Below are 23,633 nucleotides of genomic sequence, written 5' to 3' on the forward strand. Positions count from 1 at the left end.
ATGACTAAAACCGAACTCAAATCCTTCCTTGAAGAAAAAGTCATTCAATACAATACGCTTGATTTTATTGATAGCGACCCTGTCCAGATTCCGCATTTGTTTTCTCTAAAAGAAGATATCGAAATTGCTGGTTTTTTGAGTGCAACTATTGCTTGGGGCAACCGCAAAATGATTATAAAAAACTCCCATAGAATGATGGAACTGATGGGGAATTCTCCTTATGATTTTGTGATGTCACATACCGAAAATGATCTGGAACAGCTGGAATCATTTGTACACAGAACCTTCAACGGGCAGGATTTTGTTAGTTTTATAAAAGGATTACAGCACATTTATAAAAACCATGACGGTTTAGAATCCGTTTTCGAAAAATACAGGGAAACCGATTCTATGCAAAAAAGCATTTCTGAATTCAAGAAAATATTCTTCGAAATCCAGCATCAAAACCGAGCCCAAAAACACATCTCAGACCCAATGAACGGTTCTGCGGCTAAGAGGATTAACATGTACCTTCGGTGGATGTGCCGTCAGGACAATAAAGGTGTAGATTTAGGAATCTGGAAAAACATTTCGCCCTCACTCCTGTCATGTCCTCTCGACGTGCATTCCGGAAATGTTGCTAGAAAACTAGGCTTATTAACCCGAAAACAAAACGATGGAAAAGCATTATCCGAATTGGATGTAAAATTACGGGAACTAGATCCAAATGATCCAGTTAAATATGACTTTGCTTTATTTGGATTGGGCGTGTTTGAGGGATTTTAATTTTTTTTCTTCAAACTAAATCTATGGACTAAAAATACATAGATTTGGCTATCGGACTTAAAGCCTGCATCCTGCTAGTCTTCAATTATGAAGTTATCATTCTCATTCGGTTTTCTGTGATGTTCCAAATATTGATTCACCATTTCATCTGTGATATTACCAGTACTCCAACATATTCTATAAGACATTAATTCAGACCACCGATTTAATTATTTTTTCAATATATGACTATCCGTGACTCATACCAAAAGTCTAACATATTGAAAATATGCTTTGCGTCCCTACTCCTTTGCGTGAAATTTGGCAAAGACGCAGGGACGCAAAGAATAGAGAGAATAAAATACGCTGCAACTAATTTATTCTGAGAAATAGTACTAGTCACGGATAGTCACATTCAAATAAAGATGTATTTGTGAAAATTAAACTATAATTTATTAAAAAAACTCCCTTCCTTTAACCTTCAAGAAATACTTGTCGTTCTTTCCAATATTAGGAATTGTGCTACTCACAGGAATCCGAACATACATCCTCTAACAAAGTGTTTTTATATTATTTTATTAAAAAACATCTGGAATAATCATTATCTTTATGTAGATTTTTTTTTATTAAATACCAAAAACCAGTAATGTCTTAGTTTTTGTATCTTACCAAAACACAAACTCATTTAATGGATGTATTAATATATTATTTTGTCCTAATCGTTTTATCCGTATTGATATGTGGATTTATTCTATTAATATCTGTATTAATCATCAATAGGTTTCGATACGATTTATTCAAACCAAAATTTGATGCCGTCAAAAGCGACATAGGCAGTTTTCTAACCAAAATGATTTTTTCTCCTTTTGACGAAGCACAGTTTAAAGCCGAAATTGAACAGTTCAAAAAAACAATTCCTTTTGAAAAAAAATGGTGCAGAAAATTAATCCTTAATGAAATTATTTTTTTGAAACTGAATTTAAAAGGTGAAGTAACCAACACTTTCCATTTTTTATATGAACAGTTTGATTTATTTGAATATACCAAAAGACTCTTGAACAGCCATTGGTTTTATTTAAAATGTTCTGGAATGTACCAGCTGGAATCTTTGGAATACAAAAAAGGAATTTCATACGTCACACCTTTTCTAAACCATAAAAACAGAGATGTAAAATCAAGTGCTTTTCTATCGCTAATATCATTGGAACCGGATAAACTGGAAACTCTAATCAATTTTTCGCATCAGATCACGATTGCCGAAGAGATAAACATAATGGATATTTTACATCAGAAAAAAACAAAAATGCCAGCCAATTTGGATCAATGGATTATTTCGGATAATGACACCATCATAAAATTAGGACTTAAACTAATGATGTTTTACAATTACACGAATAAGAATAAAACCATAATTCAATTATTAAAGCATCCAAATAAATCGGTGCGTTTTGAAGCTATTGCTGCTGTTAACTTTTTATACATTTATGAAGCTGAAAACGTTTTGATTGAACGGTTTCAAAGCGAAGATACCCAAAACAAATTAGAAATTTTCAATGCTCTTTCCATTATTGGAGCCGCCGATTCTGAGAATTTCATTTCACAGTTATTAAAAAATAAAACAGACGAAAATATCAAACTGGAAGCGGTATATTGTCTCAATAAAATAAACAGTAATTATTTTGAAAATCACTTTTTGGATAACGAAGATGTACTGCAAATGGTAAAACACGTAAAAACCCCTTATTTATAATGCGGAATGATATCCTGAACATATACATTTATTTCATAGGCGCTTTTTCGTTTACCTGTGTCATCTGCATTGCAAAATTACAAGTCAAAATTCACTCTTTTTAAACAGACATTATGATGAAAACACTATTAGATATGTATGAAATATTTGTTGGATTTTTTTCCATCACATATATTTTGTGCTATATAGTATTTGCTTTTTTATCCTATTATGCCATAAAAACATACCTCAACACCCAGCATTTCATTCCGTCCAACGTATTGATAAAATCGAATCACATACCTGGAGTGTCAGTAATTGCGCCTGCATTCAACGAGGGAGCAACGGTGGTTTATAATGTAAAATCACTGCTCTCACTTACTTATCCAAAATATGAAGTGGTCTTGATTAATGATGGAAGTTCCGATGATACACTAGAAAAACTGATACGCGAATTTGAGTTAGTCAAAGTCGATTTCTACTATGAAGCCAAAATCCCAACCGGGCCAGTTCGAGGGCATTACAAATCGACCAATCCACTGTATTCAAAACTTTTGGTGGTTGATAAAGAAAATAGAAAAAGCAAAGCCGATGCCTCAAATACAGGAATAAATTCAACCAAATACCCGCTGATATTATGCACCGATGTAGACTGCATCTTAAAAAATGATGCCGTAATAAAACTAGCAAAACCTTTTATTGAAAGCGAAAAAAGGGTAATTGCAACCGGAGCCGGCATCCGAAGTTCCAATTCTTGTGAAGTAAAGGATGGTTTTTTGGTAAAAGTTCATTTCCCAAAAGGCTGGTATCCGCGTTTTCAGGAACTGGAATATGTAAGAGCATTCCTGTTTGGGCGTATGGCTTTGAGCCAAATCAACAGTTTACTATTGGTTTCGGGAGGTTTAGGAATGTTTGACAAAGAAATTGTAATCAAGGCTGGCGGTTATTGGCACAAATCATTGGGTGAAGATATGGAACTCGTGATCCGAATGCGGAAATATATGTACGATAACAAACTTCCGTTTTTAATAAAATACATCCCAGAATCACTCTGCTGGACCGAAGTTCCTTCGACCAAAACCATCTTAATCCGTCAGCGGATGCGCTGGGCCAGAGGATTGATTCAAACTTTATACCTGCATCGAAATTTGGTTTTTAACCCAAAATATAAAAAAATGGCTTTCTTCATAATGCCTTATTTTATTATTTTTGAGTTTATGATTCCAATTATGGAAGTTGTTGGAATCCTTGCTACCATTCTCTTTTTCATATTTTTTGAGGTCAACTTTTTGTTCTTTTTTTATATTACATCTCTGGTTTTCATATTCTATCTGATACTCACGATTGTTTCGATTTTTCTGGATGACGTCATTTATAAAAACTACGCCAATACTAAAGAAATAATCGTTTTAATTTTAATGTCCATTATCGAACCCTTGTTTTATCATCCCGTAAACACCTATGCTTCCCTGAAAGGTTATTACCATTTTATAAAACAAAAAGAACAAAACTGGGGAAATATGCAGCGACAGGGCTTTAGTAAAAAACCTGAAAAACAATTTAATATAGAAAAGAAGAACCCAGTCTCAATAACTAAAATCAAAATGAAATCTCACTACTTAAAATACTTATATCTTACTACTTCGCTAATAGCTGCCTTTTGGCTGTCGAGTTTGTTTGAAATATATTCAAAAGTATCAAATGGGATTGAAATTCCTAATATTGGTACGGATATCTGCTGCAAACTAATTAATGATTTTTGGTCTGTCATAATTATAAGTGTAATTCTTTTGCCATTATTTCTGCTAATTGGATATATACGAAAAACATTTTCCATACCATTTATGAAGGTGTTTTTTACTCTAATTGTACTCATTCAATTTGCATTGATAAAATACAGTTCTACTACGCTTGTCAACTTGGGTGCCGATTTATTAGGCTATTCATTTTCGGACATGTATCTCACGGTAACAGCATCAGAATCATTCTCTTTTATATTCTTTTTGCCATTTATTATCATTCCGCTGTTATATTTAGGAATCAATTTTGCTTTTACAAAATTAGACAGCAAACGTCCGGTTTTAATTATTATGCTGACATTGCTTCTTATTGCAGGCAGTTTAAAATTATTTCTTCCTGATTTATCCGATAGCAGATATGAAAATAAATTAGCGTTTCTAACAAAGGATATTATTCGGCTTGAAAAAGATAAAAACTTAGCCGGCAATGGACAGAACATCAAATTCAAATCGGAATATCCAATGCTGAAACCTTTCAAATCGACACCAGATGTTTTGGCTCCTTATTTTAACATTACCGATGAAAAACCAAACATTGTTTTTATTATCGTTGAAGGTTTAGGAGATGAATTTATTGGTAAAAATGAATACGCAGGATTTACCCCTTATTTGGATTCAATGACTTCAAAATCATTATATTGGGAAAATTTTTTAAGCAACGGAGGAAGGACTTACGCTGTCCTTTCATCATTATTGGGTTCACTAACCTATGGCGAAAAAGGATTTTTGGAACTAAATCCGCTGCCTTCACATTTGTCTGTAATAAATATACTGAAAGCTAATAAATACACTACCTCTTTCTATTCTGGCGATGATTCCAGTTTTGATAGAAAAATTCTTTTTTTAGAGAAAAACGGTATTGATAATATAACCGATAAAAATAAGTATGGTTCTGGATATACTCAAACCAAAGCAAATTCTGAAGGTTTCTCCTGGGGATATCCTGATGCCGAAATTTTCAAGAAAGCATTGATCGAAACTGATAAAATAAAATCACCCCGACTGGATATTATACAGACACTTACCAATCACGAACCTTTTGATTTCCCGACAAAAAATGAATATTTGAAAAAAATTGACGGCATAATTGCTGCGCATCCAAATCTCAGCTCTCAAAAAGAAAATATCAATTCTTATAAAGACATTTTTGCCTGTTTGAATTATACCGATAATTCAATCAAAGAATATATGGGAGCCTATGCCAAAAGACCCGATTATAAAAATACGATCTTTATAATTACCGGCGACCACCGTTTGATACCGATTGAACAAAAAGATAAATTATGCCGTTTTCACGTGCCTTTATATATTTTCAGCCCAATGCTCAAGAAGGCTGAATCTTTTAAATCGGTTTCTTCACACTGGGACGTTACGCCAAGTTTGATCTCTTTTTTATTTAATAATTACAAATTCAACAAACTGGATCAAACTGCCTGGATGGGTAAAGGACTTGACACTGCAAAAGAATTTAGAAATTCCCAAGACATTCCTTTGACTCGAAACAAAGGAACTATTGATGATTTCATTTACAAAGATTACATGTATTCAGGAGGCGGACTGTACAAAATAAAAGAGAACTTTGATACCGAAAAAATCAGTGATGATGCTGTTTTAAACACAATATCTGAAAAATTTAATGCTTTCAAACAACTGAATGCCTACTTAACAAAGAAAAATAAAATCATTCCAAAATCATTGGATTTAAACAAGCAGCAAGATTATCAGTTTTCAAAAGAAGAGCAGATCACTATTAATAAATTGACAAAAGGGCTGAATAGTGACCAAATTTTCATAACCGCCAGAGATTTGGCTGGCAAAAAAGACTACAAAACAGCTCGGTTACTTTGCGATTTTATACTCAATGAACTGCCTAATTATACTGATGCACAAATATTAAAAGCCAAAACATTGGGCTGGGAAGGAAACTTTAAAAAAGCAGAAGAACAATTGCTTATTGTAATCAAAAATGCGCCATTTTATGACGAGGGTTATTTAACTTTGATGGATGTCTATTGGTGGGACAATCAAAACCAAAAAACCATAGAAATAGGTAAACTTGCATTATCAAAAGGCATAAAAGACCCTAATATCAAGAAAAAAATGGCAAGGTCTCAAGAAATAATAAACAAATCAAAAAAACAAAAGTAGATGAGTAATCATATAAAAAGCGAATATAAAAATTTTCGGAAAATTTATATTTTTCTTATTGTAACGTTATTTTCAGGCACGTTTTTAATGATTGGACAAGAAAAAGCATTCAAAGGCGACCCCGATGTGTCGTTTAAAACGGCTCGTGATCTGGCTTTCAGTAAAAATCGAAAGCAGGCACAAGACACACTGCTCCATATCCTGACAAAATATCCCGATTATCATGATGTACGTGAATTTTTAGCCTCTACTTATGCTTGGGATGGAAATTATGAAAAAGCAAGGGCCGAATTTCAAAAAATTTTAGGAAAAGATTCAAAAAGAAAAACCACATGGGCAGCAGCCATTAAAAATGAAATGTGGGCAGACAATCCTTTTCTTGCTTTAAAGTTATCCCAAAAAGCATTGAAACATTTCCCAAAAGATACAGAAATACTGAACCTTCAAAAAAGTGCCCAAGAAAGCACCATGCTTCCTACTGCTGGCGCTGGCGCAGTACAAACGATATCAAGTAAGATTCCAAACGATTCTATACCCAAGGAAACTGAATCGAATTTAGAAAAGACAGTTCGAAATAATACAATCGGTGTTTCTTCTGAAATCGATATTTACTCGGAAGTGTATGATCCTATGATTTACAATGCTATAAAATATGGACGGCAAACCAAGTACGGAAGTATCATTGCCAGAGCAAATATCGACAGAAGACTTGGTGAATACGGGACTCAGTTCGAGGTAGATTTATATCCAAAAATTGCAAAAGGAATGTACGCCTATTTAAACTTTGGTGTATCAGGTTCGGATTTATTTCCTGATTATAGATATGGCGCCGAAATTTTTAAATCGCTTCCCAAAAGTTTTGAAGCTTCTATAGGACTTAGAGCATTACAATACGACACGACCACTATGATTTATACAGGTTCTGTAACTTGGTACAACGGAAATAACTATTGGTCCTTTCGTCCTTATTTTACTCCGGGGGACAACGGTTTAAGCACTTCAGGAACACTTTCGTTCAGAAAATACAGAAGTGATGCTGATAATTATTTCGGAATCAATGCCGGAATTGGAATTTCACCAGAACTTAATCAGAATTATTTCTATGCAAATGATAAACGAATTGTGAATCTTAAATCCCAAAAACTGAATGTTGGATATTACTTTTCTACCAGCAATAAACAAAATGCATGGGGAGCACAGCTTGGAATTATTCATCAGGAAATTCCATTCGACCAAGGCAATTTTTTCTGGATTTCGACGCTTTCATTGTCATGGGAAATCCGATTTAGGTAATAACATTGGTACATTTTTACAAAACATTTTGCGGTTTAGTCAGGTAATCAAATAAAATTAATTTGGGCTTGCCCCCACAGGCCAGCTTTCTTTTCCCGATTTTTTATCCAAAAAAACGATTATAGAGGTTTATTCGTTTTATGTGATTTAGGATTTTTCCAAATATTTATAAATAATTACCCTTTTGTCCCAATAAAAAGAAAATATAGCGGGTTTTGTCTCGTTCAAAAAAGACAACATAAGACTCGTACGTTTTATATAGAAAGCTGTAATCGTAAATTGCTAAAATCTGCCAGCCATCTTTCAAAAACATATTATATCTCATTCCTAATCAATAAGAGTTTTGCCTCCTTAGTTTCAAAAAACCTATCTTTGCACAAAATTTAAATACAAATGAGTACTTTCGAACAATTCAATCTCCCTAAATCTGTACAAAAAGCAATAGACGATTTAGGTTTTACATCGCCAACTCCTATTCAGGAAAAAACTTTTTCTGTAATAATGTCAGGCCGTGATATGATGGGAATTGCCCAAACAGGTACTGGTAAAACATTTGCCTATTTATTGCCTCTTTTAAAATTATACAAATTTACTCCGGGACATACTCCAAAAATTGTAATTTTGGTTCCAACCCGCGAACTTGTTGTTCAGGTTGTGGAAGAAGTCGAAAAACTGACTAAATATATGTCGGTTCGTACTATTGGTATTTTTGGCGGAGTTAATATTAACACCCAAAAAACTACAGTTTATCAAGGATGTGATATTTTGGTTGGAACGCCTGGACGGGTTATGGATTTGACATTAGACAATGTGATTCGTTTTGAAGAAATGCAAAAACTGGTAATCGATGAGTTTGACGAAATGCTGAATTTAGGTTTCCGTACACAGCTGACAGCGATCTTGGCTATGATGCCAAAAAAACGCCAAAATATTCTCTTCTCGGCTACCATGACTGATGAAGTAGATACTGTTTTGAATGACTATTTTGATTATCCGGAAGAAGTGACTCTTTCACCATCAGGAACACCTTTAGAAAATATTACACAAATTACTTATCAGGTTCCTAATTTCAATACCAAAATAAATCTTTTAAAACACTTATTACAAAACAATGAAGACATGAGCCGTGTTTTGGTTTTTGTGAATAACAAAAAGATTTCGGATATGGTTTTTGACCAAATTGAGGAAGATTTTCCAAATCAGTTTGGAGTAATTCACTCTAATAAATCGCAGAATTACCGTTTGAGTACGATGGCTGAATTTCAGAAAGGAAATCTTCGCGGATTAATCACCACTGATATTATGGCAAGAGGTTTGGATATTTCAAACATCACGCACGTCATCAACTTTGAAATGCCGGAATTACCAGAATTGTACATGCACCGTATTGGTAGAACTGGTCGTGCCGATGCAACAGGAACTGCCATCAGTTTCATCGCTCCCCGCGAGGAAGAATCAAAAATCGCGATCGAAATTTTAATGGATATGGAAGTGGTTTATGAAACTTTCCCTGAAGAAGTCGAAGTTTCGGATAAACTAATTGGCCCTGAAAAAGACAGACAGCCGATTAAACTCCTATTCAAAAAACAAAAACAGGAAGGAGACGGCGCTTTTCATGAAAAAAGCAAGAAGAACCAAAAAGTCAATTTAGGTGGCCCTGGCGTTACCAAGAAAAAAACACACGGTTCTGTCAATAGAAATATGCTGAAAAACCAAGCTAAGAAGCGTAAGAATAAAAAGTAAATTCCAAAGCCTAAAAATGAGTTACATTTTTAGGCTTTTCTTTTAGATATTTAAAAGTAACTCCTCTAGCGGAAAATGGTCAATTACACTATTTCCATAATGTGCTATTTGAATCTCTTTGTCTTTACCAATTAAAAAATCAGCTGGAATTTGATGAAACGTTCCTTCCACTTTTCCTCCTGCCTTAAAACCTAATTGAATTGCTTCTGACAAATGCTGAAATCCCTTAACAGACATTGTTTGCATTGTTTTTAACCAAGATGGACGTACTTTATAAAGATTGTACAAATCCCTATTAGTATCAGCAATGATTGTGAAGTCAAAATTGTGCCGATCTGCAATACTTACTTTTAGACTTTCTGCAGGCGATTCGAAAACGGTTATCAATTTTATTCCCTTTTTATCAATTGCCTCCTTATGTTTCATAATTTTAGAAATTTGAAGATTGCACATTGCACATTCAGCGTAACGAAAAAAACTCAACAGAATTTTTTGGTTTTGAATCTGATCCAAATCTATAGTATTTCCAAAAATATCTTTGGCAACAAACAAAGGTGCTTTTTGTCCTGAAACTAATTTCATAATCAATGATTTTTAAATTTTACAATGACAAATTTGAAATTTTAAAAATCCATTCTTCTTGATTAAAATCAAGAAATCTTGGCTCGGATCCTACTCAAGGTTTCAGGTTTCATCATAAGGTAAGAAGCAATATATTTCAAAGGTATTCTATTAATAAGATGTCCGCTTCTTTTAATAAATACCGAATATCGCTCGTAGGGTTTTAATGTAAGTAACTCCACTTGTCTCTGAATATGTCCTGTCAAAGTATATTCTAACATTGACTGATACCATAATGCAATTTCAGAATTCGTATGAATTAACCGCATTAAATCAGCTTTGGCAATGGCAATCAATTCAGTATCCAAAATGGCTTCAATACTCATCAACGAAGGTTTCCCTTCTATAAAAGTCTGAAAACAGGTAATCAATGAATTTTCATAACCAAAACCCAAATTAATTTGTTCTCCATTCTTATCAATCACAAACAAGCGCACACAGCCTTCCTTCACAAAATACAAATTAGAATCCTGTTGATTGAAATTCAATAATATTTCTTTGGATTTAAGTCTTTTATCCTTATTCCAAAACTTTAATAAAATCTCAACTGAATCAGCTCCTAAAACTGATTTTTGGGATAAGAACTGTGATAATTCAGTCTCCATAATTATACACTTATTTAGCAAACACCAAACAGACGGGTGAACACAAATCAAATCTTTTCTTGGTATCAGTAAGCGTTCCTTTACTTTTGTTAATCTTAAAAATAATAATGTCATTGGTGTATTGATGTGCAACCAAAAGAAATTTGCCCGTTGGGTCAATCGTAAAATTTCTTGGGCCTTTACCTAAAGTGCTTATCTGCCCTTTCAGTGTTAACTTCTTTCCCTTTCCTGAAATTTTAAATATAGAAATATTATTGGCATCACCTCTGTTTGAAGCGTATAAAAATCTTCCGCTTGGCGAAACGTGAATATCTGCTGAGCTGAAAGTGCCGGTGTAATCCTTTGCTAAAATGGTGGTTTCGCCTATTTGAGTCAGCTTTCCTTCTTTATAACTAAAAGTAGTCAGCGATCCGTCCAATTCCTGTAACAGATAAACATATTTCCCTTTTTTGCTAAATGTTAAATGTCTTGGCCCGCTTCCTGCTTTTACCGAAACACTGTCTTTTAAAACTAAAACATCATTCGTAGCAGTTGGGTTATAACTATAAACATATACCTTGTCGTTTCCTAAATCATTGCTCAAAACGTATTTTTTATCCGGCGAAAAATAAACCATATGCACGTGTGGTTTTTCCTGTCTAACAGTATTCGGCCCTTTACCATAATGCTGAACAACCTGCTTGGCTTCTGTCAGACTGCCGTCAGCATTTTTTCCAAAAACCGATATATTTCCACCCGAATAATTAGCCGTAATAACATTTTTATCATCATTGATAAGATAGCACGGATCGGCTCCTTTGGAACTTACACTATTGATAAGAAGTGGTTTTCCGCTTACCGGATCAAACGAAAAAGAACTCACAGTACTTTCTCCGCCGTTTTCATTTACTGCATACACGAATTTTTCGTCTTTGGATAGCGACAGATAACTTGGATTAACAATACTGTCTGATGATTTTTTTAATCGTATCTGGGCATTATTGGTGTCAAATTCATATACGTAAATCCCTCTGCTCGAACACGAATTGGTGTAAGTCCCAACAAGAAGATTGACTTTGTTTTTTTGCGCTTTTATTGAAAAAAAAGAAAAAACAAGAAGAAAAAAAAGAAAAGCTTGTTTCATTTATTTATGATATTGATTTAAATTTATTATTGTATTTGTTATTGACATTATTATTTGTCGTTATTATTTATTGGCTAAAAGTTTTTTGGCTAGCAACATTACCTCCTGCTGTGCCACTTTCAAAATACAATGCTGTTTCTTTTGTCATTTTTCTAAATTGAATATAAAAGAGGAAATTCCACATTTAACACATTAAAAAACAATAATTTATTTGGCTTATATTTTTGTAAAAAGCTAAAATACTTATTTTCTTTCAGAATTGCCCTATTTACAGGCTATTTTGAAAAATAATAACAACTGCATAAGAAACTGTCAACAAATTTGTATTTTTGACTCACAAAATTCGGCGAAGCCCATTTTCATTAACTCCGTGAAGCAAACAAAATCTCAGAATGCATTTTAAACACCCCGAAATTCTATATTTTTTGTTCTTATTGATTGTTCCAGTTTTGGTGCATTTATTTCAATTAAGGCGTTTTAAAAAAGAATATTTCACCAATGTCCGTTTTCTGAAAGCTCTTTCGATTCAGACCCGAAAAAGCTCCAAAATTAAAAAATGGCTGCTTTTGGCGTGCCGGCTGCTTTTAATTGCGTTTATTATTCTTGCGTTTGCACAGCCTTTTTTTGAATCCAAAGACAGTAAAAATGCCAGCAACGAAATGTACATTATACTCGATAATTCGTTTAGTATGCAGGCCAAAGGAAAAAAAGGCGAACTGCTAAAACGTGCCGTTCAGGAACTGCTGGAAGAAACACCTGAAAGTGCCAATTTTTCTTTGCTTACCAATAATGAAAACTATTGGAACACCGATATAAAAACGATTCGAAGCGAACTGCAAAATCTAAAATACAGCGCAGTTCCTTTTCAATTGGACAATATTCTCGCAAAGGTAAAAGCGCATAAATCAGCTTTCAAAAAAGACATCGTTATCATTACCGATGCGGTTGGCTTGACGGCAAACCAGTTAAAAAACATTGGGACCGATAACATTCCGTATTTTATTATTCCAAAAGCGGAACAAAAAAATAACGTGTCAATCGATAGTGTATTTATCCGCCAGACACTTGATAATTTTTACGAATTAAGTATCAACACCACAAATTACAGTGATGATTTCAAACCCATTTCTGTGGCTTTGTACAACCAAAACAAATTGGCTGCTAAAACAATTATCAATTTTAAAAACAAAAAGGAAACCATCAATTTCACGATTCCAAAACAGGCTTTTCATGGATACGTTTCGATAGAAGACAATGACTTGACTTATGACAACAAGTTGTTTTTTAGTATTTCAAAAATTAAAAAAACGAACATCATCAGCATTGGAACTCCAGAAAAAAATAATTTCCTCTCCCGAATTTACACTAATGATGAATTCAATTATGGTTCGTTTACACTAAACGCATTAGATTACAACAGCATAGAAAAACAGGACGCTATTATCCTGAACGAGCTTGATGAAATTCCGCAGGCTCTGCAGACTACATTAAAATCATTTGTAAACAAAGGCGGAAATCTGATTGTAATCCCGTCCGAAACTGCTTCAATTCCCAATCTGAATACCTTTTTGAAGCAATTTGGCTCCACGCAGTTTCAATCATTAGAAACAAATGAAAAACTGATTACCAAAATCAATTTCAGCCATCCATTATTTGCAGGTGTTTTCGAAAGTAAGACCAATAATTTTCAATATCCAAAAACAAAAAAAGAATTCACTGTTTCGGACACAAGTCCTGCGGTTTTAAATTTTGAGGATCAATCTCCGTTTTTAACGGGAATCCGAAATGCCGTTTCCTCAGTTTATGTATTTTCTGCACCGATAAATATTTCAAATTCCAATTTTCAGCAGTCACCTTTGATTGTTCCCGTATTTTACAAAATGGCTTTGAGCCAGTTAAATAACGGCATAAACGCCAATATAATTGGCAACAGCAGTTCCTATCTTGTTTCTGTTTTATTGTCCAAAGATGAAATTCTGACTGTAAAAAATCAAGAGGAACAATTTATTCCAGTACAGCAGTTACTGAATAATAAAGTACAATTATTCTTTAATGACTATCCTGAAAAAGCAGGTAATTACACGATTTACGATTCCAAAAATCCAATAGAAAACATCAGCTTCAATTACCCAAGAACCGAGAGCAATCTCGATCAGGTAAACGATAATCTGTTATCCGATTACAAAACCAGCGATTCAATCGCAACGATTTTTGACACCTTACAAACCAGCCGGACAGACAATCAGATTTGGAAATGGTTTATTATCTTTGCGCTGTTATTTTTAGCATTGGAAATGGCAGTTATCAAGTTCATGAAATAATTTTTTACCATTAAGAAATTAAGTTCTAATGTTATAAACATTTTTTTTATTATTTCAATTAAAGTAAATTCCCTACATATGAAAATAATCATCCGAAGTGCCAAAATTATTGATTCGAAAAGTCCTTTTCACAATCAGACTGTAGATCTTTTAATTGCTGATGGTTTTATTAAAAAAATAGGAACGGCACTTCCAAATACAGACAATCTTGAAGAACTGAAATTAGAAAATCTTCATATTTCACAAGGATGGTTCGACAGCAGTGTTTCCCTTGGAGAACCTGGTTTTGAAGACAGAGAAACCATCGCAAACGGACTCGAAACTGCAGGAAAAAGCGGTTTTACGGGAATTGCACTGCAGCCCAACTCTTTCCCTATTATAGACAATCAAGCGCAGGTTAATTTTGTAAAAAACAAGGCTAATGGTTTTGCCACAGAACTTTACCCAATTGGAGCTTTAACCAAAGGAAGCGAGAGTAAAGATATGGCTGAACTGTATGATATGAAAAACTCTGGTGCTGTGGCTTTTGGTGATTATGCTAAAAGTCTGGATAATGCCAATCTACTGAAAATAGCCCTGCAATATGTACAGGATTTTGACGGACTGGTTATTGCTTTTGCACAGGACGAAAAAATAAAAGGTAACGGCGTTGCCAATGAGGGAATTGTTTCCACAAGATTGGGACTGAAAGGAATCCCAGATTTGGCCGAAGAACTTCAAATTGCCAGAAACTTATTTTTATTGGAATACACCGGCGGCAAAATGCACATTCCGACTGTTTCCTCTCCAAAATCAGTCCAAATGATTAAAGAAGCGAAAGCAAAAGGATTGAACGTAACGTGTAGTGTAAGCGTACATCATTTGGTTTTAACCGATGAAAAACTGGAAGAATTTGATACTAGATATAAAGTAACCCCGCCGCTGAAAACAGAAAGTGACAGACAGGAATTGATTAATGGAGTTCTTGACGGAACCATCGATTTAATCACTTCTGACCACAATCCAATCGATATCGAACATAAAAAAATGGAATTTGATTTGGCTAAAAACGGAACTATTGGTTTAGAAAGCGCTTTCGGAGCTTTGATGACCGTACTTCCGCTAGAAACGGTAATTGAAAAATTCACCGGTGGAAAAGCAGTTTTCGGTATTCCAAACCACAGCATCAGCGAAGGAGAAACTGCCAATATTTCTTTATTCAACCCCGAAGGCAATAGTGTTTTCACAAATGAAAATATACTTTCAAAATCCAAAAACTCAGCATTCCTTGGCACCGCTCTAAAAGGAAAAGCATACGGGATTTTGAACCAAGGGAAATTAATTTTAGGATAAAAACAAGACCTGACAAGTTTTTAAAACCTGTCAAGCCTAATTCATACAAAAATGAACAATAATACAATCGAAGCTGGAAAAACAACCGCAATAACCAGCTATATTTTAGGAATTGGCGTATTTATTGCCATGTCCATGAATAGCGGAGAAGACAAAAACGAATTTGCTTCTTTTCATATCCGCCAGGGATTAGGACTCACAATTACTTTTTTTTCATTGGGATTAATCATAGGCAATTTTGACAGCCTTATGATTTCTGCTCCTATGTGGATTTTCATTTCTGTTTTATGGACTTATGGAATATTTAGCGCAATAAAAGGCGAAACAAAACCGGTTCCGCTGCTTGGTGAATATTTTCAAAAATGGCTTAAAAGCATCTCGTAAAAAATCAAATAGTCAAAACTGAACACTGATTACTAAAAAAATGAATCTATCTTTAGAATATAAAATACGTGAACCCAAAGTCATACTTGACAAAAACCCTGTATTGATTCTGCTTCACGGCTATGGCAGTAATGAATCGGATTTATTTTCCTTTGCCAGCGAACTGCAGAACGAATATTACATCATATCTGCTCGAGCACCTTATGATTTACAATACGGCAGTTATGCCTGGTATGCCATTAATTTTGATGCTGACCAAAACAAATTTTCGGACAACGACCAAGCCCGGATTTCAAGAGATATTATTGCTGGATTTATTGATGAATTGACAGCCAGTTACCCTATTGATACCAATGAAGTAACTCTAATTGGTTTTAGTCAGGGTTCTATTTTGAGTTATGCGGTGGCACTTTCCTATCCAGAAAAAGTAAACAAAGTAGTTGCTATGAGCGGTTACCTCAATTTGGAAATCGTTGCGGAAGATTACTTGAAAAACAATTTAAGCAAACTTAAAATATTTGCTTCCCACGGAACAGCCGACCAGGTAATTCCAGTGGAATGGGCTAGAAAAACGCCCGGAATTTTAGAAAAATTAGGGGTAGCCATCACTTACAAAGAATATCCCGTAGGCCACGGTGTGGCACCGCAAAACTTTTTTGATTTCAAGAATTGGATAACTGAAAATTAATATTTATTTCTTGCCCGCAAATTCGCAAATTTTTTAAATGACTTTCAATTGTAATAATCTGCGAATTTGCGGTGTTTTTTTTTATTTCTGATAAATAACCGATTGGATTATTTCGAAAGAAACGCTTTCATCATCATTGATAAAATATTTCAGCAGCACTTCGCCCCAATATTCGCCATCACTGTAATCAGCAATTATCCATCGGTGGTTCAGTACTTTTACTTTATTAATCGAAAATTTATTAGCTCCTAACTGCACTTGACCAGTATAAGGATTTCCTTTTGGATTGGCATTTAAATCCAGAAGCTGCTCGGTAACGTAAGGAATTAAAGTCTCATAATTTCTGATTTTGTCAGACTTAGCCGATTCAAAATAATTTTGTGCATTTTCATTTTTCTCTAAAGAAAAATAATTTATATCAGCCATTTTATTGGTAACCGCCTGCACACTGTCTTTTAATTTAGTGGTTGATTTTTTATATTTATCCTGCTCAAAAGTTACTTCTTTGCTCAAATACATATAGGTATAAACATTAAAAACTAAAGACAAAATTAAAGCATAAAGGAGTAGTGATTTTTTCATTGTATTAAATTGTAATTTCTAAATTATCATAGGCTAGAAAAACATTGTCAGGCAGCTTTTTTTGAACTTCCTCGTGAAAACCAAGCATGTGGCTAATATGTGTAAGATAAGCTTTTTCAGGTTTCAGCAAAGCTATAAAATCAAGGGCTTCCTGCAAATTAAAATGTGTATTATGAGGCTGTTCCCGCAATGCATTAACAACTAAAACCTTGAGTCCCTTCAGCTTCGCTGTTTCCTCTTTATCAATGGTTTTTACATCTGTTAAATAAGCAAAATCATCGATTCTAAAACCAAAGACCTGCAGATCACCATGCCAGACACTTACTGGAACAGCAGTTTTGCTGCCTATTGAAAAAGGCATATTATTTTCAATCTCAAAAGTTTTTACTGAAGGTGCTCCCGGATATCTATTCACCGTTTCGAATATATAACTGAAGCGCTTTTCGATATCGGTAAGTACTCTTTTATGAGCATATATCGGAATGGCTCCCTGCTTAAAATTAAAAGGACGAATGTCATCCAAACCGGCTGTGTGGTCAGCATGTTCATGCGTAAACAGGATTCCGTCTAATTTCCGGCAATTCGACGAAAGCATCTGCTGTCTAAAATCGGGGCCACAATCGATTACATAAGAGTGGTCTTCCCATGTAATCCAAACGGAAACCCGTAGTCTTTTATCCTTAAAATCAGTGCTTTTGCAAACTTCATGATCAATCCCAATAATTGGAATTCCCTGAGACGTACCAGTACCTAAAAAATATACCTTCAATTGCTTCGTTTTTTTTACAAAAATAGGATTAATTTCTCTTTCATTAAGAGCCTAATTAATTAACTTTGTAACATAATTGCCGAATTTAAATTAAAAAAATGGAAGCCAAACAGATAAAACTAAAAGGAGACAAGGTTATCGAGCAGATTCCTTCCCTCAAAGATAAAGCACTTCGTATTAATCTTAACGAAAACATATACGGAACTTTTGCTGAAATTGGAGCTGGTCAGGAAACAGTCAGACATTTTTTTAGATCAGGCGGATCTTCTGGAACAATTGCAAAAGCAATGTCTGCTTACGATAAAGATTTTAGCGATGCTGTTTATGGAACTGAGGAAGACGGCCGCTATGTAACTGAAAGCAGACTAAAAAAAATGCTGACTTTTGAAGGAGAATTAATCGAAGAACGGTTAAGCCGGACAAAACATCCTAACAAAATGTTTTTCAGTTACGCTAATACAGTTGCTACCATAGATTTTGCAAAACAATTTAAAGGCCATGGCTGGGTTGGAATCCGATACCAGCTGGATCCAGCCGAAGACTATAACGAAATTATCATCCATATCCGTTTCAAAGAAACTGATTCCCGATTACAGCAGGAAACACTAGGAGTTTTAGGAGTTAACCTTATTTATGGTGCCTTCTACAAATACAATGATCCAAAAAAATTACTCCGTTATTTATATGACCACCTTGACAAAGACCAATTAGAAATTGATACTATTAACTTTTCAGGCCCTCGTTTTGCCGATGTTGACAATCGTCTGATGAGTTTACAATTGGTAAAAAACGGAATGACTGATGCCGTAATGTTCAATCCAAAAGGTAAAAATGTCCTGCCGGCTGCAGTTCTTTACAAAAAAAACATCCTTGCTTTTAGAGGAAGTTTCCGTCCGGTTACTAAGGTAAACATGGACATGTACAAAGAATCCCTGAAAATGTTTCTGGAAGAGAACAAAGTAGAGAAAGAAAACACCTTGGTTATTTTCGAAATCACATTATCTAACCTCCGATCTGACGGAGAAATTGACGAAAGAGATTTCATGGACCGTGCCGAACTGCTATGTTCATTGGGACAAACGGTAATGATCTCTAATTTTCAGGAATATTATAAAGTAGTTGAATATTTCTCCAATTATACCAAAGCCAGAATGGGGCTTTCAATGGGTGTCAACAACTTAGTAGACATATTTGACGAAAAATATTACCGTCATCTGAGCGGCGGAATACTGGAAGCCTTTGGTAAATTATTTTACCGCGACATGAAAGTCTTTTTGTACCCAATGCTGGGGGAAGAAGGAGAAATCATTACTTCCAAAAATCTAAAAGTACATCCAAGAATGAAAGAATTATACAAATTCTTTAAATTTAATGGAAAAGTAGTTGATATCGAAGATTATAATCCAGAAATCCTGGAAGTATTCTCCCGTGAAGTATTAAAAATGATTAGTGCCGGAAAACCAGGATGGGAACCAATGCTGCCACCAGGAGTTCCAGAAATCATTAAAGAAAAAGGTCTTTTTGGCTATCAGTCCAATCCGCTTTTAGAAACGAGCAAATAGAGGTTAATAGCTTTTAAAAAACAAATCCAAGAAAAGATAATTTTTTCTTGGATTTGTTTTTTGTAAAAATAAAGTCTTTTAAAATCATTTGGTTGTGCCTCCGTCCCGATAAAAAGGGCAATTCTCTTTGTGGTGACACCCCTTTTTATCGGGATGCTGTCGTGCTGTCCGCGCTACTAGGTAACTTGCTCCCATCACTAACGTGGATTAAGCTATAACAAGAAATTAGATTGCTAATAGTTTGATAACACTTAACTGAACAATTTTTGATATTCTATTCTCGCTTTCAGATAATGTTATTCTTTTTTAATTTCAGTCGCAATTTGTTTTTTTATACTTGGATACAAACTGTTTTTTTTGTCTAAATAATTTACAATCAATTTGTATGGGATTGTTATTTTTGAAGTATATTCCCCAATTTTCTCTCTTTTTTCATCCATGTTTAAATTTCCATCTATAACATTCACTGTAAAAATAATACCCTTAGGACTAAAATAATAAAAATCATTTGAATTAATTTTGCATTTTATTTTATTTAAACTGTAATCTGATTGTTCAAAGGCAAGCATAGAATGATATAATAAATCACCAAATCCTTGAGATTCTCTTTCTATATAATTTTTTACTATCTCTTTTTTACGATTATAGACATAATTTAAAATAGTTTTATCAAATGCACTTAATTGATTAACTGCTATTAATGAATTAAAATCGACCAATTTCATTTTATTTAAATCTATATTTAAAAACTCATCATATGGAGATACTTTATCATTTGAATAAACTTCAACATTATAAACGAGTATTTTATCTAAATAAAACACATTTGAGGAAATACTTTCTTGACCATTAATAATTTGCATTTCTTCATACATTTTTTGATACGATTCCGATTCTGAATCCAAACTAAAAATTTTTGATAGATTAAGACTATCAACCAAATCTTGAAATTTTCTATTTTCTACGGAATAATCAAAAATGGTATCTGGTTTATGAAACATTATAACATAATCTTCAAGATCTAGTTCTAGAATATTTTCGCTGTTTTTTATAATAAACTTGTTTAGCGCATCAAAATGTTTCCCATTTTTATATGAAAACAATTTTATAGACCCAACTTTAAATGTATTTCTATCATTATAATAATACTCATTAACCTTTAAATCAGAACAACTAAGATTACTTTTGGATTTTACACTTGACTGTGAATAAGCAAATGTTATCGATAGCAGAAACATTAAAATTATTTTTAGTTTCATTTTTTAATGGAAGTAATTAAGTGATAAATATCCTTTGTAGCTTAATTATTATTTGTTTATCGAATTCTGCAAAAACCTATCATTCAAAAAATCTTTTTTACTCATTGGTTCTAGCCCCTATATTTACAGTATCTGAATTTGGATAGTCAATACTAACTCGTTGTCGAAATTGAATATAGGTACTAAGCTTATTATCATAATAAGTATCCGCAAATAAAACATTTATCTTTCTATCCTTAGTTTTTACATAAATATCGTTCTTTTTGAATCTTTAATGAGCTGTTATGTTTTAGCCAAGAAGTAAAAAAAGAATTATTATATAATATACTTTTGTCAATTTCACATTCCAATTACACTGTTATTAATATCTGTTTTTACATTATTTAGGTCTTGAATTGCTAAAAATTTTTCGAATTTTTTATTTTGAAAACATCGATTATCTTAAGATAACGTCTTTATCCCAAAATCTGCCCTGCATGTTCTTTTGTCTTCACAGCGGTGATAACATCTTCAATGATTCCGTTTTCGTCTATCACAAAAGTAGTTCTGTGAATGCCGTCGTATTCTCTTCCCATAAACTTTTTTGGTCCCCAAACACCAAAAGCATTTATCACCGATTTGTCCTCATCAGCCAGTAATGGAAAAGGAAATTCATACTTATCCTTAAATTTAGCCTGCGCTTTTGCACTATCGGCACTTACACCCAAAAGAGCATAATTATTAGCCTGAAAACGCTCAAAATTATCTCTTAAATCACAAGCTTCTGCAGTACAGCCTGGTGTAGAAGCTTTAGGATAAAAAAATACAACTAATTTTTTTCCTTTATAATCTGATAATTGACGTGATTTTCCATCTTGATCTATTCCTGAAAACTGAGGTGCCTGATCGCCTATTTTTAATGTAGTCATTTTTTTAAGATACTAAGTTACTAAGTGGCTAAGATACTAAGATTTTGAAAAATTAAATGAAACAACACAATTTTAAACTTAAAAACAATCCTAGATTCTTAGGTTCTTAGTAACTTAGCAAATTCACATTAAAAATAGTCTTAAAAACTTAGCCCCTTAGTAACGAAGCAGATCAAAAAATGACCAAACAAGAACGCGTAACATTTGTTATAAATACCTTAAACGAGTTATACCCAACTATCCCGATTCCGCTAGACCACAAAGACCCATATACTTTATTAATTGCAGTTTTGCTTTCGGCTCAATGTACAGACGTACGCGTGAACCAAATCACGCCTTTACTTTTTGCCAAAGCCGACAATCCGTATGATATGATCAAAATGTCTATTGAGGAAATCAAAGAAATTATTCGTCCCTGTGGTCTGTCTCCAATGAAATCGAAAGGAATCCATGGATTGTCCCAAATTTTGATCGAAAAACACAATGGCCAGGTACCACAAAGTTTTGAGGCTCTCGAAGAATTACCTGCAGTAGGGCATAAAACAGCGAGTGTGGTGATGTCACAGGCTTTTGGAGTACCGGCTTTTCCAGTTGACACCCATATTCATCGGTTGATGTACCGCTGGAATCTGACTAATGGCAAAAATGTAGTTCAGACCGAAAAAGATGCCAAACGTATTTTCCCTGAAGAATTATGGAATGATCTTCACCTTCAGATTATTTGGTACGGACGCGAATATTCGCCGGCAAGAGGCTGGAGTCTGGAGAAAGATATTATCACCAAAACAATTGGCAGAAAATCAGTTTTGGATGAGTTTGCAAAAAAATAATCACAATTATAAACAACAAATTTCACTAGTTTCATAAGTAAACTAGTGAAATTTGCACTTGTTTCAGCACATACAGATTGAAATACTTTTCACTTGCAAGAATTAATTTGCTATAATTTCAAAAACCTTCTTCTCTATTTTAACCATTTTCAATGCTTTAGAGTAGTTTAATAAAAAAGAAACAACTTCTTTATCAGGTTTCATTTTTTGAGTAATTTTCAATTCTTTAGAGTAATTCTTTTCCATATGAATATAAATTTTATTTTATATTACAACGGAGGAATCTGTCATTTATTGTCAGTTAGTCAAAATAACTTGATGCTTGTCGATAATTTTTCTCAAATTCATTATGGCATACCGCATTCTTCCCAAAGCTGTATTGATACTAACACCTGTAGTTTCTGAAATTTCTTTAAAACTCATATCCTGATACATACGCATGATTAAAACCTCTTTTTGGTCCAAAGGAAGCTCATCAACAAGTCTGCGGATATCAACTTCGACTTGATCTGCTATGATTTGATTTTCGACAGTAAGAGAATTATCAGACATTATAGAAAAAATAGAAAATTCCTCTGTCTCTCGGTACAGCGGCATCTTTTTTAATTTTCTAAAATGATCAATGATTAAGTTGTGGGCAATACGCATCACCCAAGGCAGAAATTTTCCTTCTTCGTTATACGAATTTAGCTTTAAGGTTTTGATTACTTTGATAAAAGTATCTTGAAAAATGTCATTGGAAACATCTTTATCTGAAACTTTAGAATAGATAAATCCAAACACTTTGGATTCATGTCTTCTTATTAATACAGCCAATGCATTTTCATCACCAGCCATATAATCCTTTACTAATAAAGCATCTGTTTTTTGTATAATTGCCATAGCTATTCCTTTTTAGGTTAATTCTTGGGGGTAGTCTTTCTAAAAAGTAGTTCTATGCTATAGGCTTACAAAGTTTTAATAAAGTTAAACATTTGTCAAATTTAACAATTTTTTATTAAAAGAAGCAAGAAAAAAGATGATAAATATCATTTTTAAAAATTAAAACTTCTTTTTTTAACAAATTACACTTGATAAAAAAAAGATAAAACATTGTTTTACATCAAAATAAGCTGGATAAACCGAAGTTTCATAAATCTTTTAGACATTATACAACAGGCAAAAAACAATTTCTATTTCGAAAAAAATTTAAT

The 23,633-nt window shown here is 33.6% G+C and carries 20 protein-coding genes; 11 read left to right on the forward strand and 9 right to left on the reverse strand.

Going from position 1 to position 23,633, the window contains the following annotated elements; translation table 11 throughout:
- From IRZ80_RS01105 to IRZ80_RS01130, 5 genes are all read left to right on the forward strand, one after another.
- Positions 1–765 carry a TIGR02757 family protein gene (locus tag IRZ80_RS01105; RefSeq protein ID WP_194639387.1) on the forward strand — a complete coding sequence of 255 codons (765 nt, stop codon included), beginning with the start codon at positions 1–3 and terminating at the stop codon, positions 763–765.
- 667 nt (positions 766–1,432) lie between these two features.
- The gene (locus tag IRZ80_RS01110; protein ID WP_194639388.1) at positions 1,433–2,494 is read left to right on the forward strand and encodes a HEAT repeat domain-containing protein; all 1,062 of its coding nucleotides are present in this window, start codon (positions 1,433–1,435) and stop codon (positions 2,492–2,494) included.
- Positions 2,495–2,607: 113 nt separating this feature from the next.
- Positions 2,608–6,420 carry a sulfatase-like hydrolase/transferase gene (locus IRZ80_RS20890; RefSeq protein WP_228520766.1) on the forward strand — a complete coding sequence of 1,271 codons (3,813 nt, stop codon included), beginning with the start codon at positions 2,608–2,610 and terminating at the stop codon, positions 6,418–6,420.
- Positions 6,421–7,713: a YaiO family outer membrane beta-barrel protein gene (locus IRZ80_RS01125; protein ID WP_228520767.1), complete on the forward strand. Its 1,293-nt coding sequence runs from the start codon at positions 6,421–6,423 to the stop codon at positions 7,711–7,713.
- Positions 7,714–8,106: 393 nt separating this feature from the next.
- The gene (locus IRZ80_RS01130; RefSeq protein ID WP_194639389.1) at positions 8,107–9,456 is read left to right on the forward strand and encodes a DEAD/DEAH box helicase; all 1,350 of its coding nucleotides are present in this window, start codon (positions 8,107–8,109) and stop codon (positions 9,454–9,456) included.
- 42 nt (positions 9,457–9,498) lie between these two features.
- Here the strand turns inward: IRZ80_RS01130 and IRZ80_RS01135 are convergent, their stop codons facing one another.
- The 3 genes from IRZ80_RS01135 to IRZ80_RS01145 all read right to left on the reverse strand — a co-directional run bounded on the left by IRZ80_RS01135 (position 9,499) and on the right by IRZ80_RS01145 (position 11,805).
- Positions 9,499–10,038, reverse strand: a complete 540-nt coding sequence (locus IRZ80_RS01135; RefSeq protein WP_194639390.1) for a peroxiredoxin-like family protein — start codon at positions 10,036–10,038, stop codon at positions 9,499–9,501.
- A 68-nt stretch (positions 10,039–10,106) separates the two neighbouring features.
- Positions 10,107–10,682 carry a Crp/Fnr family transcriptional regulator gene (locus tag IRZ80_RS01140; protein ID WP_194639391.1) on the reverse strand — a complete coding sequence of 192 codons (576 nt, stop codon included), beginning with the start codon at positions 10,680–10,682 and terminating at the stop codon, positions 10,107–10,109.
- 10 nt (positions 10,683–10,692) lie between these two features.
- Entirely contained in the window at positions 10,693–11,805 is a 1,113-nt protein-coding gene (locus tag IRZ80_RS01145) for a lactonase family protein (RefSeq protein WP_194639392.1), read from the reverse strand.
- Positions 11,806–12,197: 392 nt separating this feature from the next.
- Between IRZ80_RS01145 and IRZ80_RS01150 the strand changes: the two genes are divergently transcribed.
- From IRZ80_RS01150 to IRZ80_RS01165, 4 genes are all read left to right on the forward strand, one after another.
- Complete coding sequence (locus IRZ80_RS01150; protein WP_194639394.1) at positions 12,198–14,126, forward strand: vWA domain-containing protein; 1,929 nt, start codon at positions 12,198–12,200, stop codon at positions 14,124–14,126.
- Between the two features lie 78 nt (positions 14,127–14,204).
- The gene (locus tag IRZ80_RS01155; RefSeq protein WP_194639396.1) at positions 14,205–15,458 is read left to right on the forward strand and encodes a dihydroorotase; all 1,254 of its coding nucleotides are present in this window, start codon (positions 14,205–14,207) and stop codon (positions 15,456–15,458) included.
- A 51-nt stretch (positions 15,459–15,509) separates the two neighbouring features.
- Complete coding sequence (locus IRZ80_RS01160) at positions 15,510–15,842, forward strand: hypothetical protein (protein WP_194639398.1); 333 nt, start codon at positions 15,510–15,512, stop codon at positions 15,840–15,842.
- A 40-nt stretch (positions 15,843–15,882) separates the two neighbouring features.
- Positions 15,883–16,530, forward strand: a complete 648-nt coding sequence (locus IRZ80_RS01165) for an alpha/beta hydrolase (RefSeq protein WP_194639400.1) — start codon at positions 15,883–15,885, stop codon at positions 16,528–16,530.
- Between the two features lie 81 nt (positions 16,531–16,611).
- Here IRZ80_RS01165 and IRZ80_RS01170 read toward each other — a convergent pair whose 3' ends face one another.
- Together IRZ80_RS01170 and IRZ80_RS01175 are read right to left on the reverse strand one after the other, a co-directional pair.
- Entirely contained in the window at positions 16,612–17,112 is a 501-nt protein-coding gene (locus IRZ80_RS01170; RefSeq protein ID WP_194639402.1) for a hypothetical protein, read from the reverse strand.
- Positions 17,113–17,116: 4 nt separating this feature from the next.
- The gene (locus tag IRZ80_RS01175; RefSeq protein WP_194639404.1) at positions 17,117–17,881 is read right to left on the reverse strand and encodes an MBL fold metallo-hydrolase; all 765 of its coding nucleotides are present in this window, start codon (positions 17,879–17,881) and stop codon (positions 17,117–17,119) included.
- A 98-nt stretch (positions 17,882–17,979) separates the two neighbouring features.
- On the opposite strand from IRZ80_RS01175, the gene IRZ80_RS01180 reads away from it, so the two are divergent.
- Positions 17,980–19,443, forward strand: a complete 1,464-nt coding sequence (locus tag IRZ80_RS01180) for a TonB-dependent receptor (RefSeq protein ID WP_194639405.1) — start codon at positions 17,980–17,982, stop codon at positions 19,441–19,443.
- A 296-nt stretch (positions 19,444–19,739) separates the two neighbouring features.
- Here IRZ80_RS01180 and IRZ80_RS01185 read toward each other — a convergent pair whose 3' ends face one another.
- Positions 19,740–20,702 (reverse strand): hypothetical protein, encoded by a 963-nt coding sequence (locus IRZ80_RS01185; RefSeq protein WP_194639407.1) that lies wholly within the window; start codon positions 20,700–20,702, stop codon positions 19,740–19,742.
- A 455-nt stretch (positions 20,703–21,157) separates the two neighbouring features.
- On the reverse strand, positions 21,158–21,610 hold the full coding sequence (bcp, locus tag IRZ80_RS01190) for a thioredoxin-dependent thiol peroxidase (protein WP_194639409.1): 453 nt from the start codon (positions 21,608–21,610) through the stop codon (positions 21,158–21,160).
- Between the two features lie 179 nt (positions 21,611–21,789).
- On the opposite strand from bcp, the gene IRZ80_RS01195 reads away from it, so the two are divergent.
- The gene (locus tag IRZ80_RS01195; protein WP_194639411.1) at positions 21,790–22,440 is read left to right on the forward strand and encodes an endonuclease III domain-containing protein; all 651 of its coding nucleotides are present in this window, start codon (positions 21,790–21,792) and stop codon (positions 22,438–22,440) included.
- A gap of 102 nt (positions 22,441–22,542) precedes the next feature.
- Here the strand turns inward: IRZ80_RS01195 and IRZ80_RS01200 are convergent, their stop codons facing one another.
- Both IRZ80_RS01200 and IRZ80_RS01205 read right to left on the reverse strand, forming a co-directional pair.
- Entirely contained in the window at positions 22,543–22,686 is a 144-nt protein-coding gene (locus tag IRZ80_RS01200) for a hypothetical protein (RefSeq protein WP_194639413.1), read from the reverse strand.
- Between the two features lie 51 nt (positions 22,687–22,737).
- Entirely contained in the window at positions 22,738–23,322 is a 585-nt protein-coding gene (locus IRZ80_RS01205) for an RNA polymerase sigma factor (RefSeq protein WP_194639415.1), read from the reverse strand.
- Between the last annotated feature and the right edge of the window lie 311 nt (positions 23,323–23,633).

Origin of the sequence: Flavobacterium sp. HJJ (genome assembly GCF_015351475.1) — a bacterium.
Taxonomy (GTDB): Bacteria; Bacteroidota; Bacteroidia; order Flavobacteriales; family Flavobacteriaceae; genus Flavobacterium; species Flavobacterium marginilacus.